This window comes from Oerskovia sp. NPDC060338 (genome assembly GCF_042726295.1).
Taxonomy (GTDB): Bacteria; Actinomycetota; Actinomycetes; order Actinomycetales; family Cellulomonadaceae; genus Oerskovia; species Oerskovia merdavium.
The window spans coordinates 400,782-418,794 of the sequence record NZ_JBHXCQ010000001.1 but is presented as its reverse complement, the minus strand read 5'-3'; the positions used below and the strand labels follow the sequence as shown (position 1 = coordinate 418,794).

Annotated in this window: 12 protein-coding genes; 7 read left to right on the top strand and 5 right to left on the bottom strand. The window is 71.6% G+C overall.

The annotated features are described in order from the left end of the window. Positions 1-26 precede the first annotated feature (26 nt). The 5 genes from ACFWGN_RS01855 to ACFWGN_RS01835 form a co-directional block, all read right to left on the bottom strand. Positions 27-3,557, bottom strand: a complete 3,531-nt coding sequence (locus ACFWGN_RS01855) for an RICIN domain-containing protein (protein WP_377615417.1) — start codon at positions 3,555-3,557, stop codon at positions 27-29. Positions 3,558-3,727: 170 nt separating this feature from the next. Continuing rightward, the gene (locus ACFWGN_RS01850; RefSeq protein WP_377615416.1) at positions 3,728-5,782 is read right to left on the bottom strand and encodes a beta-galactosidase; all 2,055 of its coding nucleotides are present in this window, start codon (positions 5,780-5,782) and stop codon (positions 3,728-3,730) included. Between the two features lie 133 nt (positions 5,783-5,915). After that, entirely contained in the window at positions 5,916-7,283 is a 1,368-nt protein-coding gene (locus tag ACFWGN_RS01845; protein ID WP_377615415.1) for an ABC transporter substrate-binding protein, read from the bottom strand. Positions 7,284-7,346: 63 nt separating this feature from the next. Then, entirely contained in the window at positions 7,347-8,279 is a 933-nt protein-coding gene (locus ACFWGN_RS01840) for a carbohydrate ABC transporter permease (protein ID WP_191805802.1), read from the bottom strand. Continuing rightward, positions 8,279-9,202: a carbohydrate ABC transporter permease gene (locus tag ACFWGN_RS01835; RefSeq protein WP_191805801.1), complete on the bottom strand. Its 924-nt coding sequence runs from the start codon at positions 9,200-9,202 to the stop codon at positions 8,279-8,281. Before ACFWGN_RS01835 ends, ACFWGN_RS01840 begins: the two co-directional genes overlap by 1 nt. A 204-nt stretch (positions 9,203-9,406) precedes the next feature. On the opposite strand from ACFWGN_RS01835, the gene ACFWGN_RS01830 reads away from it, so the two are divergent. The 7 genes from ACFWGN_RS01830 to ACFWGN_RS01800 all read left to right on the top strand — a co-directional run bounded on the left by ACFWGN_RS01830 (position 9,407) and on the right by ACFWGN_RS01800 (position 17,900). Continuing rightward, positions 9,407-10,450, top strand: a complete 1,044-nt coding sequence (locus ACFWGN_RS01830; protein ID WP_377615414.1) for a LacI family DNA-binding transcriptional regulator — start codon at positions 9,407-9,409, stop codon at positions 10,448-10,450. A 128-nt stretch (positions 10,451-10,578) separates the two neighbouring features. Further along, positions 10,579-12,102: an alpha-N-arabinofuranosidase gene (locus tag ACFWGN_RS01825; RefSeq protein ID WP_377615413.1), complete on the top strand. Its 1,524-nt coding sequence runs from the start codon at positions 10,579-10,581 to the stop codon at positions 12,100-12,102. Positions 12,103-12,393: 291 nt separating this feature from the next. Continuing rightward, positions 12,394-12,774, top strand: a complete 381-nt coding sequence (locus tag ACFWGN_RS01820; RefSeq protein WP_377615412.1) for an SHOCT domain-containing protein — start codon at positions 12,394-12,396, stop codon at positions 12,772-12,774. Between the two features lie 150 nt (positions 12,775-12,924). Next, on the top strand, positions 12,925-14,082 hold the full coding sequence (gene zapE / locus ACFWGN_RS01815; protein ID WP_377615411.1) for a cell division protein ZapE: 1,158 nt from the start codon (positions 12,925-12,927) through the stop codon (positions 14,080-14,082). Positions 14,083-14,190: 108 nt separating this feature from the next. Next, positions 14,191-14,778, top strand: coding sequence for a dienelactone hydrolase family protein (locus ACFWGN_RS01810; RefSeq protein WP_377615410.1), 588 nt, complete (start codon positions 14,191-14,193; stop codon positions 14,776-14,778). A 117-nt stretch (positions 14,779-14,895) separates the two neighbouring features. Further along, positions 14,896-17,544: a LuxR C-terminal-related transcriptional regulator gene (locus ACFWGN_RS01805; RefSeq protein ID WP_377615409.1), complete on the top strand. Its 2,649-nt coding sequence runs from the start codon at positions 14,896-14,898 to the stop codon at positions 17,542-17,544. A gap of 215 nt (positions 17,545-17,759) precedes the next feature. After that, positions 17,760-17,900 carry a hypothetical protein gene (locus ACFWGN_RS01800; RefSeq protein WP_377615408.1) on the top strand — a complete coding sequence of 47 codons (141 nt, stop codon included), beginning with the start codon at positions 17,760-17,762 and terminating at the stop codon, positions 17,898-17,900. The last annotated feature ends 113 nt before the right edge of the window (positions 17,901-18,013 follow it).

Sequence of the window (18,013 nt, the reverse complement as noted above, 5' to 3'; positions counted from 1 at the left end):
GCGCCGTGGTCGGTGGGTGGGGTGGGTCAGCAGGTGGTGGTGGGGTGGTCGATCTGCTGGGTGTGGGTGGTGCCGTCGGTGCGGGTGGCGGTGATGGTGGTGGTGCCTGCGGTCAGGGTCTGGGTGCGGGCGGAGAAGGTCTGGCTGGCGGACTTTCCGGGGGCTACGTCGTGGAAGGTCTTGGTGCCGAGCGGGGTGGTGAGGACGATGTCGAGGGGGACGTCGCTGGTGTTGAGGGCTCGGACGGACAGGGTTGCGGTGCGTCCGGTGCACTGGGCGCGCACGCTCGCCTCGACCCCCAGGTCCACCTGGGTCACGAACGTGATCGTCGAGGTCGACGTCGTCCCGTCCTCGGCCGTCACGTCGACCGTGGCGGTCGCGGTCGATCCGGCCGCGACCTCGCCGGGCTGCCTCACGGCGACCGTGGCGTACGGGTCGGCCGCGACCGCGGCCACGACGGGCGTCGCGCCCGCCTCGGTCAGCACCTGGTAGGTCGTCGTCGCGGGGTCGAACCCGGCGACGGCCTCGCCGTCGACCGTGAGGCCGGCGAGCGCCGCGTCGGAGGACGTGCCCGGGGCCTTGGCGAGCACCTGCACCTCGCTCACGACCATGTGCGTGTTGGGGCGTGCGGTCATGACGACCCGCACGGCCGAGGTGCGCACGTCCACGGGGACGTCGACCACAGGGGCGCGGCTCGTGTCGTTGCTGACCGCGACCGACGCGCTCACGTCCTTCCACGCGCCGTCGACCAGGGCCTGGACCCGAAGGTTCTGGGCCCAGCTCGCGGTCGAGCCGTCACGGTAGAACGTCGTGACGACGTGCGTCACGTCGCGGGACGCGGGGAGCGTGACCGTGAGGGTGTCGGTGGCGTTCTTGTCGGAGGACTTCCAGTTGGACCATGCCTTGTCCGTGGTGTTGCCGTTGACGATCCCCGAGGCCGAGTAGCCCGGCTCGGTGAAGGTCGCCGAGGCGGTCGTCCCGGGAGCGGACGTCGCACCTTCGTCGACGGCTGCCGTGACCTGGACGCGGACCGTGGCGGGCAGGACCTCGCCCAGCCCGGAGTCGGCCGTCCCGGCGAGCTCGACGACGCCGACCTCGGCGAACGCACCCGCGGGGGCGGTCTCCCAGGTCACGGGGCGCTCGACCTGGCGGCCGCCCGCGGTGAGCGCGGGGACCGTGGCGGGCAGGACGGGCGTGCCGCCCGCGTAGGCCTTGGCACGAGCAGGCAGCGTCGTGGTCAGGGTGTCGACCACGACCTCGGCCGTGGCGCTCACGGGGCCACCGGGAGTCGTGACCGTGCCCTGGACCTCGACGGTCCCGGCTGCGGCCCAGGCCGACTCGGCCGGGAGGTCCCACGTCACGGGCAGGGTGCCGCGCGCGCCGTCACGGTAGACGGGGACGACCGTGGTCGGCAGCGTCGGGACGGTGCCGGGCACGGTGAACGCCTCGACCGGGGTCGTGCCGAGCACGGTCTCGTCGGTCAGGCGCCAGCGCTGGTTCTGGCCCGAGTTCGCGGTGTACGTGGACACGGGAGCGCCGTCGGTCGAGGACTGGCCGCCGACCTCGAGCACGCGCCCGCTCGCGGCGTTGACGAGCGTGTACGTCTGGTCGCCCGTCGTCGACAGGATCCACTGAGCGGTCGTGGCGGGCTGCTCCGATGCGTCGACCAGGACGGCCGTGCCGTCGGGGACGACCGCGAGCTGCTTGCCGTTCGCCGCGGACGTCACGGCGTAGCGCGTCGTGTGCGACCCGGAGCCCTCGGGGGCGCCGAGCGGCGTGAGCTCCCACACCTGTGCCGAGGCTGCCGCGTCGTTCGTGCGGATCACGACGCCCGAGCCGCTCGCCGCGGGGGCGAGGGACTTGCCGGACTGGACGCCCTGGAGGCGGTAGACGTGGCCCTCCTGGACCAGGGAGGCGTCCTGCGCGACCCCTGCGACGCCGTCGACCACGAACGTCGTGACCGACTCCGCCGGGACGGTGAGCGTGGCAGCGCCCGACGCCACCGCGACCGGGGTGCCCTCGACGAGGGTCCCCGCGGTGCTCGTGACGAACGGTGTGACGGTCGCGCCCGCCTCGATGCTGCCGAAGCCCGACAGGTCGAGCGTCACGGCGCGCTCCGCCGTCGTGCTGTTGACGTGGACCACGGTGGCCGCATCGCCCGAGGCAGCCACGGCCGCCGTGCTGTTGCTGTCGTCGACGCCGACCAGGTGGTCACCAGGGGCGATGAAGTGCGTGAAGTTCTGCGTCGTCTGGTACTTGGTGTTGGTGTAGATGGGGCACGTCTCGAGCGTGTCCTCGGCGGTGCAGTCGAAGGGGATCTGGATCTCGCCCCAGTTCGCGCCCTCGGCGCTCTCGCCGCCCGGTGCCATGTTGGTGTAGTCCTCGACGGGCTGCCAGAACACCCACGCCGAGGGCTCGAGCTCGCGCAGGTCGTCCGCGATGTGCTGGGCGCTGCCCAGGCCGGACTCCATGCTCACGAAGTCCTGCCCCGTGCTGCTCCAGGACCCGCCGACCTCGCTCATCCACAGGCGCTTGCCCTCGCCCTTGGCGATGTCGCGCACCGCGGTGCGCTGACCCGTGCCGTACGTGTGGACGTTGAGCTGGTCGACCTTGGCCTTGACGTCGGCAGGGTACGAGTTCCAGTTGGTCGTGAACGTCCCGGGGTTGGTCTCGTCCATGGCCGCGATGCCGGCCGAGGTGTCGGCGCCCTCGAGCGCGGCGTCGAGCGCGGTGATGACCTTCTGCTGGAGCGCGGGGCCCATGTGGGCGCCCTCCTGGCGCCCGCCCGTGGGCTCGCCCGCGGAGTTCAGCGTGGTCCGCCAGTAGTTGGTGTTGGGCTCGTTGAACGGGTCGATCGTGCCGACCTCGATGCCGTGCGCCTTCTCGAGGCGCTCGGTCACGCCCACCATGTACGCGGCGAAGTCGTCGATGCTCTCGGTCTTGAGCTGGTCGTCGGTCGCGTTGAAGCTGCCCGAGACGTAGCCGTTGGGCGTCATGAAGTAGGGCGGGGAGTTGCTGAACGTCTCCCACGTGTCGACGTCGTCCTTGATGCGGTCGACCCACCAGCGCTGGGTCGCGTCGGCGTCCTCGTTCCAGTCGGCCGGGTCCTCGGGGTCCCACCAGTCGACGTCGGTGCGGGTCGTGCCCTCGGGGGCGTTCCACCACCCCTCGACGGCGCCGCCCGCGCGCAGGTAGTCCGTGACGTCGGGTGCGTGCCCGCCGCCCACGTTGTAGCGCGCGATGTTGAGGTTGAGCCCCTCGTCACCGAACACCATGTCCGCGAGCTTGTCGCGCACCTCGTCGGGGTAGTCGCCCGTCGCGTTGGCGAACCAGACGAGGCTCGTCCCCCAGCCCTCGAACGCCTTGCCGGCATAGCTCGGGTCGGGGCGCACGGTCACGCCGGGTACGGCGCCTGTGTCCGCGGCCGCGGCCACGCCCGTGGCGAGCACACCGCCCGACGGCGCAGCCTGGGCCGTGGCGCTCAGCGCACCACAGCTCAGGGTCACGGCGGCGACGCTCAGTGCGGCGAGCCACCTCCTCGATGCTCCTGCGTTCATCCTTGAACTGCCTTTCTCTCGCTTCTCTGCGAACCTGGCGTCGTGCACGCCACGGGCCGGCGCCTGCCGTCGTGCGGCGGGCGCCGGTCCGTGGACGCTGGGGGTCGTGCTGGTCGTGCTGGTCGTGCTGGTCGTGCGGTCGTGCGGTCGTGCTGGTCGGTGAGGTGCCCTCAGTCCTTCGGACGGCGCAGGACGGCTACGCCGCGCGGGGCCAGGACGACGGTCGCGTCCGGTGCACCGCCCGAGCGCCGGCCGACGAGCACGTCCCCCGTGACGCCGTCGACGTCCACCTGCTCGGCCGTGCGGTTGATGAGGAACCAGAACTCGTGCTCGGCCGTGCCGCGCACCGCGAGCTCGACCTTGCCGCGGACCGTGGCCGGCAGGTCGCCCGGGAGGTGCGCGTCGTCGAGGAGCGAGCGCACGAGCGGCTCGAGGCCCGTGCCCAGGCGCGTCGAGACGTAGGTCGCCGAGCCCGAGCCCACGGGCCGGCGTGTGATGGCCGGGCGCCCGCCCTGTTCACCCGTCTTGTACCAGGCGAGGACCTCGACCGAGGAGTCCGTGACCGTGATCGGCTCGGACCACAGCGAGCCCTCGTTGCCGTCGTCGAGCAGGACCGTCTCGCCCTCGAGCAGCGGGGCGAACTCCTCGACCCGGATGCCCAGCAGGTCGGAGAACGCGCCCGGGTAGCCGCCCAGGTGGATGTGGTCGTTCTGGTCCACGATGCCCGAGAAGTAGGTCGTCACCAGGTGGCCGCCGGCCTCGACGAAGGCCTGGAGCCGCTCGGCGAGCGCGCCCGGGACCACGTGCAGGACGGGGGCGACGACGACGTCGTACCCGGAGAAGTCCGAGCGTGCCGGGACGACGTCGGCGCGCACGCCCGCCGCGAGGAACGCCGAGTACCAGTCGAGGGCTTCCTGGCGGTAGCGCAGCGAGTTGTTGGGGTGCGAGTCGAGCTCGCTCGTCCACCAGGACTCCCAGTCGAACAGGATCGCGGCACGCGCGGGGACCTGCTCCGAGCCCGCGATCTCGGCCAGCGCGCCGAGCGTCGCGCCGAGCTCGCGCACCGTGCGGTGCACCTCGCTGTCCTCGCCGGCGTGCGGGACCATGCCCGAGTGGTACTTCTCCGCGCCCGCGCGGGACTGGCGCCACTGGAAGAAGCAGACGGCGTCGGCGCCGTGGGCCACGTGGGTCAGCGAGTCACGGACCAGGTCGCCGGGCTTCTTGGCGACGTTGATCGGCTGCCAGTTCACGGCGCTCGTCGAGTGCTCCATGAGGAACCAGGGCAGACCGCCCGCGATGTGGCCCGTGAGGTTCGCGGAGAAGGACAGCTCGTCGTGGGCCTGGACACCCGGCAGGACGTAGTGGTCGTTGGACACGAAGTCGATCTCGTCGGCCCAGTCGACGTAGTCCATGCCCTTGGTCTCGCCCATGACCATGAAGTTCGTGGTGACCGGGACGTCGGGGGTCAGCTCGCGCAGGACGTCGCGCTCGGCGCGCAGGTACGACTTGAGGGCGTCGGACGAGAAGCGCTTGAAGTCGAGCTGCTGCGTGGGGTTGGGGTGCGAGGCCGCGAGGCGCGGCGGCAGGATCTGGTCCCACGCGCTGTAGCGCTGCGACCAGAACGCGGTACCCCAGGCGTGGTTGAGCTCGTCGAGCGTGCTGTAGCGCTCGCGCAGCCAGTCGCGGAACGCGCCGGCCGCGTCGTCGCTGAAGTCGTAGACGTTGTGGCAGCCGAGCTCGTTCGACACGTGCCACGCGGTGAGCGCCGGGTGGTCGGCGTAGCGCTCGGCCATGGTGCGCACGAGGCGCAGCGCGTGCTCGCGGAACACGGGCGACGTGGGGCGCCAGTGCTGGCGTGCACCGGGCCACAGGGTCTCGCCGTTCGCGGTCACGGGCAGGATCTCCGGGTGGGCCGTCGTGAGCCACGGGGGAGGGGACGCGGTCGCGGTCGCGAGGTCCACCGCGATGCCGTTCGCGTGCAGCAGGTCCATGATCTCGTCGAGCCAGGCGAAGTCCCAGGTGTCGGCCGTCGGCTGGAGCCGGGCCCACGAGAAGATCGCGACCGAGACGATGTTGACCCCGGCGGCCCGCATGAGCCGCACGTCCTCGGCCCACACCTCGCGGGGCCACTGCTCCGGGTTGTAGTCCGCTCCGAAGCCGAGGCGCGGCGTCGCGCGGTCCTCGGGCCACCGCAACCAACGGTGCGGTGTGGGGGTCGATGACATGGGATGCTCCTCGATCTCTCGTCGACCGGGGCGGCGTCTCTCGCGCCCCGGAAGGGGACGCCGGCGTGCGTCGTGCTGCGCACGCCGGCGTCGGGTCGGTGGGCCGGGCTGCCTGCCCGGCCCACCGGGCAGGTCAGTCGTTCGTGACCTTGAATCCCTGCCCGTTGCCGTACGTGGTGATCTGGTCCTGCCAGGCCGTCAGGCCGTCGGCGATGGGCGTCGCGTTGCTGAACGCCTGGCCCGCGGTGTCACCGAAGACCGAGTTCGCGTAGACCTGGAAGGGCAGGTACTGCCAGCCCGAGCTGACGTCCTTCGAGGCCTGGACGAAGACCTCGTTGACGGCCTGGCCGCCGAAGAAGTCGGACGTGGCGCCGAGGAAGTCGGTGTCGGCCATGATCGAGCTCGTCGAGGGGAACAGGCCTGCGTCGACCTGCGCCTGGACGGCCTCGGAGTCCGTGCTGAGCCAGCGGGCGAAGGCCAGGGCCGCAGCCTTGTTCTCGCTCTTGGCGAGCACGGCCGTGCCCGAGCCACCGTTCTCGGCGTTGGCCGGGGTGCCGGCCTCCCACACGGGCATGGTCGCGGCCTTCCAGCTGCCTGCCGTGGAGGGGATGTTCGTCTCGAGCGAGCCCGGAGCCCAGGCGCCCGTCATCCACATGGCGTAGCGGCCCGAGTCGAGCGAACGCCAGAACGCGTCGTTCCAGCCGCCCGCGACGTCGACGAGCTTCTCGGAGATCAGGGTGTCCCACAGCTCGGCGAACTTCTGCGTGCCCTCGTCGCCGAACGAGATGTTGACGTCCGTGCCCTCGACCGAGAACGGACGGCCCTCGGCCTGCCAGATCAGCGAGTCCACGCCGCCCGCGTCGCCCGGGTCGATCGACGCGATGAAGTTCTCGGGGTTGTCGGCCTTGATGGCGCGCGCGACCGTGAGGAACTCGTCCCACGTCGTCGGGGCCTCGACGCCCAGGCGCTCGAGGATGTCGGCGCGGTAGAACATGACCATGGGGCCCGTGTCCTGGGGGAAGGCGTAGTGCCCGTCGCCTGCGGCGACCTGCTCCCACGCCGAGGCCGTGAAGTCGGACTCGAGGTCGGACAGGCCGACGTCGTCGAGGCTCACGAGCGACTCGCCCAGCGCGAACTGGGGGAGGGCGAAGTACTCGATCTGCGCGAGGTCGGGCGCGCCCGACCCTGCCTTGATCGCGTTCTGGAGCTTGGTGTACTGGTCGGCCGACTGACCCGCGTTGGTCAGCTCGACCTGGATGTTCGGGTGGGCCTCGTTCCACAGGTCGACCGTGGGCTGGAGGTTCGGGACCCAGCTCCAGTACTGCAGGGTCGTGGTGCCCTCGGCGTCGAGCGCTGCGTCGATGTCGGCTGCCGTGACGTCGCCGCCACCACCACCGTCCGAGCTGCCGCCGTCGCTGCCGCCGGAGCACGCAGCGAGGGTCAGGGTGAGGGTGAGTGCTGCAGCGGTGACCGCGGCTCCGCGGGCGCGGGTGATCCTCATGGGGTGACTACCTTTCACTTCGGTGTGGAGAGGGGTCCGTCGGGGAGCCGACGTGGGGTGGTGCTACTGCTTGACCGCACCGGCCGCGAGGCCGGACTGCCAGTACCTCTGGAGGAAGAGGAAGACGATGATCAGCGGGACGATCGCGACGAGCGACCCGGTGAGCACGAGGTTGTAAACCGGCTCGCTCGCCCCGGAGGAGCCCGCCTGCGCGCTCCACTGGTTCAGGCCGACCGTGAGCGGGTAGAGCTTGGGGTCGGTGAGCATGATGAGCGGCAGGAAGTAGTTGTTCCAGGTTGCGACGACCGTGAAGAGCAGGACCGTGATGAAGCCCGGGGTCAGGAGCCGCAGCGAGACCGAGAGGAAGGTCCGCAGCTCGCTCGCGCCGTCGAGGCGAGCTGCCTCGAGCAGCGACTCGGGCACGGAGTCCTGCGAGTACACGTACATCAGGTACAGGCCGAACGGGCTCGCGAGGGCGGGGATGATCACGGCCCAGGCCGTGTTGACCAGCCCGAGGCGCGAGAACATGAGGAACGTGGGGACCGCGAGGGCGGTGAGAGGGACCGTCATGGCCCCGATCACGCCCGCGAGGACCCACTTGCGACCGGGGAACGAGAACTTCGCGAGCCCGTAGCCGCCGAGCGTGGCGAGGATCGTGGCACCGATCCCGCCGACGCCCGCGTAGAGCACGGTGTTGAGGAGCCAGTTCGAGTAGATGCCGCCCTGGTAGGAGAACAGCTTGGTCAGGTTCTCGCCGAGCGCGAAGTCGTCCGCGAACCACAGGCCGAACGAGTTGAACAGCCCGCCGTTGGTCTTGGTGCTGTTGATGACGAGCCAGAGCAGCGGCACCACGGCGTAGAGCAGCATGAGCGTCATGAGGATGGACAGGGTGGGCGAGGTGCGTGCCCGGGACGAGGAGGCGGGGCGGCGGCGCCCGGTGCGTGCCTTCTTGACCGGGGCCTCCGGCGAGGCCTGCACGGTGCTGGTCTGCGTCATCACTTCTCTCCTGCTCGGCTCAGTCGTTGCGCGAGGGCTGCGACGACGACGGTGACCGCGCCGACGATGATCGCCACGGCGGCCGAGTAGTTGTACTGCTGGCCGTTGAACGCCAGGTTGTACGCGTACATGTTGGGCGTGAAGTAGCTGCTGATGGTCGTGGGGGCCAGGGCGCGCAGCACGTTGGGCTCGTTGAAGAGCTGGAACGAGCCGATGACCGAGAAGATCGTGGTCAGCAGGAGCGCGGGGCGCAGCGCGGGGAGCTTGATCGAGAACGCGGTGCGGATCGCGCCGGCGCCGTCGATCTCCGCGGCCTCGTAGAGCTCGGTCGGGATCGAGCGCAGCGACGAGTAGAGGATCAGCATGTTGTAGCCCACGAACGACCACGTGACGATGTTGCCGATCGCGACCAGGACCCACGACGCGGACAGCAGGTCCGGGGTCGCGACGCCGATCGCGTCGCCGATCTGGCGGATGAGCCCGAACTCGTTGCCGTACATGTAGCCCCACATGAGGGCCGCGACGACCGAGGGGACCGCGTAGGGGAGGAAGAGCGTGATGCGGAAGGCGCCCTTGGCCCGGAGGCGGCCCGAGTCGATCGCGAGGGCCGCGAAGAGCCCGAGGCCGAGCATGATCGGGACCTGGACCGCGAAGAACAGGAGCACGCGACCGAGGCCCACGTGCAGCAGCGGGTCGGTCAGCGCCTGGGCGTAGTTCGCGAAGCCGGCGAAGAACGAGCCGCCCACGAGCCGGTCCTGGAAGAACGAGAGGTAGACCGCGTAGAAGAGCGGGGCGACGATCGCGAAGACGAACACCGCGAGGAAGGGGAGGACGAACGCGAGCCCGGTCCACTCTCGTCGTTCGGGTGGAGCCTTGGCGCGCCGGGTCTTGCGGGGCGGAGCGCTCGTCGTCACGGACGTCATCGTCATCTTCCTCGATTCGGGCAAGCATGTTTGCGCAACCATGCGCTTGGCGTTCAGCATCACACGTGATTTCCGAGTGGTCAAGCCGCTTCTGGGGCGTGCACAGAAGATGAGTGGGTGCCAGACAACCCGTCGAATGGTTGCGCAACCGTGATCTCGGCTACAGTTCTGCCCACAGGTCCGGAACGAAGGAGTGCGACCCCCATGACCGATTCACCCGCGACACGGCACGGCAAGGTGCCGACCATGGTCGACGTCGCAGCGGTCGCGGGCGTCTCGCCCCAGACGGTCTCCCGCGTCTCGAACGGCTCGCCGAACGTCGAGGCCTCCACGCGCACCAAGGTCCTCGAGGCCATGCGATCGGTCGGCTACCGACCGAACGCCGCAGCGCGCGCGCTGACGACCGGGCGCTTCGGCGCGATCGGCGTCGTGGCCTTCTCGCTCTCGCGCTTCGGCGACGTCAAGACGGTCGAGGCGCTCGCGCTCGCGGCCAAGGCGCACGGGTTCTCGACCAACCTCATCTCGCTCGACAGCCCGACGGCGGGCGGCGTGAGCGCGGCCATGGCCCAGCTCGCCGCGCAGAACGTCGACGGGCTCATCGTGGTCGAGAGCGAGATCCTCGAGCGCTCGTCCGTGATGTTCGCGCCGGGCATCCCCGTGGTCGTGACCGACGACCTCGCCGAGACGTCGTACCCGCTCGTCATGACCGACCAGGCGAGCGGCGTGACCAAGGCCGTCGAGCACCTGCTGCGGCTGGGCCACAAGACCGTGTGGCACATCGCCGGGCCGCCGAGCGGCAACGCGACCCGCGTCCGTCGCGAGGCGTGGGAGGCCGCGCTCGTCGCGAACGGCGCACCCGTGCCTCCCGTCTACCACGGCGACTGGACTCCGGCCTCGGGCTACCGGCTGGGGGCGGTCCTCGCCGACCGGATCCCCGAGGAGATCACGGCGATCCTGTGCGCCAACGACCAGATGGCCCTGGGTCTCATGCGGGCCTTCCAGGAGCGGGGCATCTCGATCCCGGGCGACGTGTCGGTGGCCGGGTTCGACGACATCGACGTGGCCGAGTATGTCTGGCCGCCGCTGACGACGGTCCGGCAGCACTTCGACCAGGTCGGCCAGCTCTGCATGGACCTGCTCCTCGAGCAGATCGCAGGGCGTCGTCCGACCCCCGGCAAGGTCCACGACGTCCCGGTCGAGCTCGTGATCCGCGCGAGCACGTCGGTGCCACCGACGCACCGTTCCTGACCCGCTGACCCGCTGACCCGCTGACCCGCTGGCCGCAGGGCCGCAGAGGCCGCACCGCCCCCGCGGACCGGCGGCGACCCTCTTCTCGACATCACCACACCGCCCTCGTCCCGAACGGAGCCCCACCTATGCTCGCCGGCCGTCTGGTCCTCAACCCCGACTTCCGGGTCGCCCCCGTCTCGCGCCGTACGTTCGGCTCGTTCGTGGAGCACCTGGGGCGCTGCGTCTACACCGGCATCTACGAGCCGGGGCACGCGACCGCCGACGCGGACGGCTTCCGCGGGGACGTCCTGGACCTGGTCCGTGAGCTCGGCGTCTCGACCGTGCGGTACCCGGGGGGCAACTTCGTCTCGGGCTACCGGTGGGAGGACGGCGTCGGCCCGGTCGAGGACCGCCCCGCCCGGCTCGACCTGGCATGGCACACGCTCGAGCCCAACACGTTCGGGCTCCACGAGTTCCTCAGGTGGGCCGACAAGGCCGAGATCGAGCCCATGATGGCCGTGAACCTCGGGACGCGGGGCGTCCAGGAGGCCCTCGACCTGCTCGAGTACACCAACATCGCGGGCGGTACGGCGTTCTCCGAGCAGCGTCGCGCGAACGGTGCGGACGAGCCGTTCGCGATCAGGATGTGGTGCCTGGGCAACGAGATGGACGGTCCGTGGCAGGTCGGGCACAAGACGGCCTACGAGTACGGGCGGCTCGCGTCCGAGACGGCCCGCGCGATGCGTCTCGTGGACGACCGCCTCGAGCTCGTGGCGTGCGGGTCCTCGGCCCCCGACCTCCCGACGTTCGGCGAGTGGGAGCGGGTCGTCCTGACCGAGACCTACGACGAGGTCGACTACATCTCGGTGCACCGCTACTACGAGATCAAGGGTGACGACCTGCACTCGTTCCTGGGCTCGGTGGTGGACATGGACAGGTTCGTCGACTCGGTCGTCGCGACCGCGGACCACGTCAGGGCCGTCAAGAAGTCCGACAAGCAGATCGACCTCTCGTTCGACGAGTGGAACGTCTGGTACCAGTCCCGTGCGGCCTCGGTCCCGCCCCAGGGCGCGGACTGGCCCGTCGGGCCGGTCCTCCTCGAGGACCAGTACTCGGCGGCCGACGCGGTCGTGGTCGGCAACATGCTCATCTCGCTGCTGCGCCACAGCGACCGTGTGACCTCGGCGAGCCAGGCCCAGCTGGTCAACGTGATCGCGCCGATCATGACCGAGCCGGGCGGGCGCGCCTGGCGCCAGACGATCTTCTACCCGTTCGCGCAGGCGTCGGCGCTCGCGCAGGGCACGGTCCTGCGGGTCGAGCCCGTCTCGCCGACGTTCCCGACCGCGCAGCACGGCGACGTCCCGTCGGTCGACGCGGTCGCGACCTGGGACGAGGAGACCGGGCGTCTCGCCGTGTTCCTCGTCAACCGCAACCCCTCGGAGCCCGTCACGGTCGACGTGGACCTCGCCGCGTTCGGTGCGCTCGCGCTGTCCGAGGCCTCGACGCTCACGAGCGACGACCCGTACGACCACAACACGGCCGACGAGCCCGACCGCGTGGTGCCCGTGGCCCGCGAGGACGTGACCGTGGAGGGCGGCGTCCTGACGATCGAGCTGCCCGCGGTCTCGTGGTCCACGGTGCTCCTCGCTGCCGTCGAGACGCAGGGCTGAGGTACCGCGCCCCGTCCGTCGACGGGAGGCGTCGAGCATGCGGTGGGCGTCGTGATTCGTCGGATTCTTGACGACGACCGCATGCTCGTCCCCGGCTGACCCGGGGAAGGGCGTCTCGTGGCCCGGCCGGTCGTGGCGCGAAAGTCCCGCATGCGACGGAGTCTGACGGTCTGCGCGAGTTCACCCGGAATCGGCCTCTCTTCACCGTGCGCACACAACGCCTCCTCAGTAGCCTGACGTCAGCGTCCTCGCGCGCCGCGAGCGCTGACGGCACTCCGAACGGGGCTTCACATGGATTTCTGGGACTTCTTCTGGCTCCTCATCTGGTCCTTCGTCTTCATCGCCTACCTGATGGTTCTGTTCCAGATCCTCAGCGACCTCTTCCGTGACCACACGCTCAACGGGTGGTGGAAGGCGCTGTGGATCATCGCGCTCGTGATCTTCCCGTTCCTCACGGCCCTGATCTACGTCATCGCCCGGGGCAAGGGCATGACCGAGCGGCAGATCGCCGCGGCCAACGCCGCCAAGGCGCAGGCCGACTCCTACATCCGTACGGTCGCGACAGGTGGTCAGTCGCCGGCCGACCAGATCGCCACGGCCAAGTCCCTCCTCGACGCGGGCACCATCACGCCCGAGGAGTTCGCGTCGCTCAAGGCCAAGGCTCTCGCCTGACCTTCGCACCACGAGCTCGTCCGCCACGGCGCGGGCAGCCTCACCACGGACCGGTCGTCACGGGCTGCCCGGGGTTCCGCCCGGGTCGGCCCTGACGACCGGTCCGTGCCGTGTCCGGGGGACCGCAGGGCGCTCGCGTACCCTCGACGCGTGGACGAGGAGCTGACGACGGGTACCGCGGGCGAGCTCCCGACCGCCGACCCGAACCGCACCCCGACCCGCGACCAGGGCGACCGCTCGACGCGCTCGGTGCGTGACGCCGTCGGGCAGGACGCCGCGCGACACGGCTTCTCCCTCGATCCCGGCCAGGCTCCCGCGGTCGAGGCCCTCGACGCCCTCGCGGCCCGGCTCGCCGAGCCCGCCCCCGACGGGCTGAGCGGGCTCTACCTCTGGGGTCCCGTGGGCCGGGGCAAGACCTGGCTCATGGACGTGTTCCACGCGGCCGTGGGCCGGCCCGACCCCGGCAGCGCTCGCGCCCCCGGCATCCGGGCGGTGCGCGTGCACTTCCACGACTTCCTGCGCCGTCTGCACGGCGAGCGGTTCCACCGCGGGTCGATCGACGCCGCGCTCGACGTGATCCTCGGGGACGCCGAGCTGGTCTGCTTCGACGAGTTCCACGTGCACGACGCGGGCGACGCCATGCTCGTCGCGCGCGCCGTGCGGACGCTCGACGCGCGCGGGGTGCGCGTGGTCCTGACGTCGAACTACCCGCCGTCGGGGCTCATGCCCAGCCCCGCGTACCACCACCTCTTCGTCCCGACGATCGACCTCCTCACGCAGAGGCTCGACGTCGTCGAGGTCGGCGGGCACCGCGACCACCGGCGGGCGCCCAGCCAGGACGTGGCCGGGTTCCGGGGCGGCTCGTTCGCGTGGCCCGCGACGGATGCCCGGCTCGCGGCCGCGGGGCTCGACCGCCCGTCCTCCGAGGAGGCCACCTCGGTGCGCATCGGCTCGCGCGAGCACCCGGTGCTCGCGGTCCGGGAGGACACGGTGTGGCTCGGGTTCGGGCACTGGTGCGCGGGGCGCACCGCGGTCTCGGACGTCCTGCACCTCGCCGAGCGCTTCAGGTCCGTGGTGCTCGACGGCGTCCCCGCCCTGGGTGCGCAGGCCCCCGACACCGGGCAGCGGTTCGCGAACCTCGTCGACGTGCTGTGCGACCGCGACGTGGCGCTGCACGTCCTGGCCCACCAGGACCCCGACGAGACGCTGCGCCGCCGCGGCGAGGAGGGCGTGGCGCTCGACGTCGAGCGCACCGCGAGCCGCCTCGCGCTGCTGCGGCGGCTGGGACCGGTGGCTCCCGGTCGCTGACGGGACCGCGGGACCGGCGGTGCACGACACCCGGCACGTGTGGGTGTCCTGCGCGATGATCGGGGAGGCGGCGCCGCCCCGGCGCCAGCGACCGGAGGGAACCCGCACATGGCCGAGGTACTGCTCTTCCACCACTCGCTCGGACTGACGCCCGGGGTCGAGGCGTTCGCCGAGACCCTCCGCGAGGCGGGCAACACCGTCTACCTGCCGGACCTCTACGAGGGCAGGACGTTCCCCGACATCGACAGCGGCATGGCGTACGTGAGGGAGATCGGGTTCGACACGATCCGCAAGCGCGGCGTGGCCGTGGCCGACGGGCTGCCCGAGGAGCTGGTGTTCGCAGGGTTCTCGCTCGGCGTGGTGCCCGCGCAGATGCTCGCCCAGACCCGCGAGGGCGCCCGGGGCGCGCTGCTCTTCTCGTCGTGCGTGCCCACGTCCGAGTTCAGCGACGACGGGTGGCCGCTCGGCGTGCCGGTGCAGGTCCACGGCATGGACGCCGACCCGTTCTTCGCGGACGAGGGAGACCTCGATGCGGCCCGCGCCCTGGTCGAGGCAGCACCGGGCGAGGCCGAGCTCTTCCTCTACCCGGGGGACCAGCACCTGTTCGCCGACGCGAGCCTGCCGTCCTACGACGAGCACGCGGCGCGCCTGCTCACCGAGCGGGTCATCAGGTTCCTCGACGGGATCGGGGCCTGACGAGCCACGGGCGGCGACGCCCCGCCGGTCCGCCGCGGCCATGAGCCGCGCGTGCCTCGAAGAGCACGGCCGAGCGCACCGCAGGCAGGGTCGCACCTCGCTCCCTATGGTTGATCGATGAGCGCACCCGTCTCCCGCACGCCCGTCCTCGACGTCGTCCGCCGCGCGGTCGAGGCCGGGACGTCCGTCACCGTGGTCGGGCTCCCGGGGTCGGGACGCTCCACGCTCCTCGCGCAGGTGCGGGACGCGGCGGACGACGACGGGTGGAGCGTGGTGTCGGTCCCCGGACTCGGCGGAGGCGCAGAGCGACCTCTCGAGTCGCTCGTCCTCGCAGGCTTCGTCACCGGTCCCACGGGCTCGCTGGGCGCGATGGCGGCCGCGGTCGACGGGGTGACCCGGGCGGCCTCGGGCGGGCGGACGCTCTTCCTGCTCGACGACGTCGAGGCGCTCGACGACGCGTCGGCGGCGGTGATCGGCGCCGTCGTCGCCCGTCGTGGTGCGAGCGTCGTGGCGACCGTGCGCCCGCCGTTCCCTGGGACCGGACCGGTCGAGCGCGTGCTGGCCGGGCGCGAGGCCACGGTGCTGGGGATCCCCGTGCTGCCGTTCGAGGAGGTGCACCGCCTGATGTCCGAGCTGCTCGGAGGGCAGGTGGACTCCGACGTGGCGGGCCGCGTCTACGCGTTGTCCGGGGGCCTGCCCGGCATCGCCCGGTCGATCGTGCTCGAGGCCCGACGGGCCGGGCACCTGACGAAGCAGTCGGGAGGATGGGTCTCGCGGCGTGACCTGTGGACCCCTGCCCTCGCCGTGACCGTCGAGCGCCTGCTCGACGGTCTGGGGGACGACGAGCGCGACGGGCTGCGGATCCTCTCGGTCCTCGGCCCGTCGGAGGTCAGGTCGGTCCGGCGGCTGCTCCCGTGGTCCGTCGTGGTCGCCCTCGACGACCACGGTCTGGTGCGCTTCGTCGAGGAGGAGGACAGGTCGCTCGTCGTGCTGTTCCCTCCGCTGCTGGCGGAGCACCTTCGTCACATCGGGCACGACGCGCGAGGGGTCCGTGCTCTGGACGCGATCGGGGCCACGCTGGACCCGGGGGGCGACGTCGAGGCGACGTTCCGGCGCCCCGTCCTCGGGTCGCCGATGCGCTGGTCGTCGTCGCCCGAGTCCTCGGCGATCCTCGGCCGGATCCTGCGCGAGCGGTCTGCTACCCGCCTCCTCGTCAGCCGCGACGCGTGGCGGCGCGAGCCGACGAGCCGGAACACCGTGCTGTACCTCGACGCGCTCCTGACCGACGGCGCCCAGCCGGGCATCATCCGTGAGGTCCTCGACGAGTCGCGGCGGGACGACGGGACCGAGCCCCACCGGTACGTCGCGTTCGTGCGGGCCTGGGAAGCGGGGTACCAGGCACTCGTGCTCCACGACCCGGAACGGGCGCTGGCGGATCTCGCCCGGCTCGCCGCGTCCGCCGAGGAGCGCGAGGTCTCGCTCTTCGACGCGATCGCCCTGCACGTCCGGCTCGTCGTCGCCATGGACGGGCAGCCGGGCGACGCGGGAGCGGAGGTGCCGGGTCATGGCAGCTCTCCGACGGGGTACGAGGCCGCTCCTGCGCCGTACCTGGTCGACGACGAGTCCTTGGCGGCACCGGGTGGGATCCTGACCCAGGTCGCCGACGTGGTCCGGCTCGTCCGGGGCGAGTCGCTCCTCGCACAGGGACGCCCCGTCGACGCCTGGCAGGAGTTCTCCGCAGTGTCTCTGCCCGAGACGTCTCCGCGGCAGGACACCGCGTCGCTCGTGCCGCAGGCTCAGCTCGTCTCGGGCGAGATCGTGGCGGCGACCGACCGGTCCATGCGCCTCCTCGACGAGGCGCGCGGGACGCTCGAGCCGGGACAGATCGAGCCGCAGGGTTACGTGGTAGCGCTCGGTCTCTTCCTGCAGGGACGGCTCACGGCCCTGCGTGAGCACCTGACGAGCATCTTCGCGATCGGCGCTCCCGCGCCGCTGCGACCGACGACCCGGGCCGGTCTGCTGGCCCTCGCGTCCGCCCTGTCGCTCCTCGAGAGGAACGGCCCCAGCGCGCGGTCCCTCGTCTCCCAGCTCGAGGCCATGCGGCTCGAGGCGGCGTTCTCCCCGCTGGCCCGCCCCGCACCGTTCCTCGTCGCCCTGGCCCTGGAGTCCGGTCGCGACGCGCGAGAGGCCGGGCGATCGGCATGGGATCACGTCTCGTCGCTCGCCGATCGCGGCTACGTCCTGGCGGCGACGTTCGACGCCGCGATCCTCGTGGACCTCTGGCCGGACGCCGGTCGTGCCGAGCGGGTCGCCGGGCTCGCGGTCGATGCGCAGGGGAGCCTCCTGCCCGCGCTCGGACGCTATCTGCGGGCCGCTGCCGCCCGGTCCGTCGAGAAGCTCCTGCTCTCGGTCGACGAGCTCTTCGACCGAGACATGGTCACCTTCGCCGTCCGCGCCCACGTCGTCGCCATCGGGATCCTGCGCGAGGACGGAGCGACGGCGCGGGTGACGGAGGAGTCGTCCCGGCTGCGTGCCCGGGTGGCGAGCGCCGGTGAGGAGCTGGGCCTGCTGATCTCCGCGCTCACGCCCACCGAGGAGCTCACGGCGCGCGAGCTCGAGGTGGCTCGGCTCGTCGCGCAGGGGCTGAGCAACCGCGAGGTGGCCGAGCGGCTCGTGGTCAGCGAGAGGACGGTCGACAACCACGTCTACCGGATCTTCCGCAAGCTCGGTGTCGGCTCGCGCGAGGAGATCGGCAGGCTGCTCTAGCCGCTCGGCCGGGGAGCGTGCTCTGCCCGGGTGCGACGCGTCCCGGGCGTATTGTCCTGGGCTGGTCCCTACGCCCTGCGTCGCGCGTGCTCCACGGATCGAGGCAGCGTGCTCACCCTGCGGGCCCGGCCCGCTCAGACCGCGCCCGGACCGCCCTGAGTGCCGCCGCCGTCGAGCGACCGTGGTCCCACCAGCGAATCGACGGAGGTGGAGCCGTGTACCAGCTCGTTACGACGCAGGCGGGGACGGCGCTCGCTGCCACAGGCGCGATGGCGACCGCATACCTGGCGGCCACCTCGCGTGACGTCGGGCGGAGCCGTGTGCAGCACATCGACAGCGCGCCCGTCGGCGCCTGACCGGGAGATCCAGGTCCGGGCGAGAGCCCGGGACTCACTCGGCAGCACGGCACTGCTCAGGATCCGGGCGGCGACGTGCTGCTCGGCCGCCCGCCCGGTGCTCGGAAGCCGCT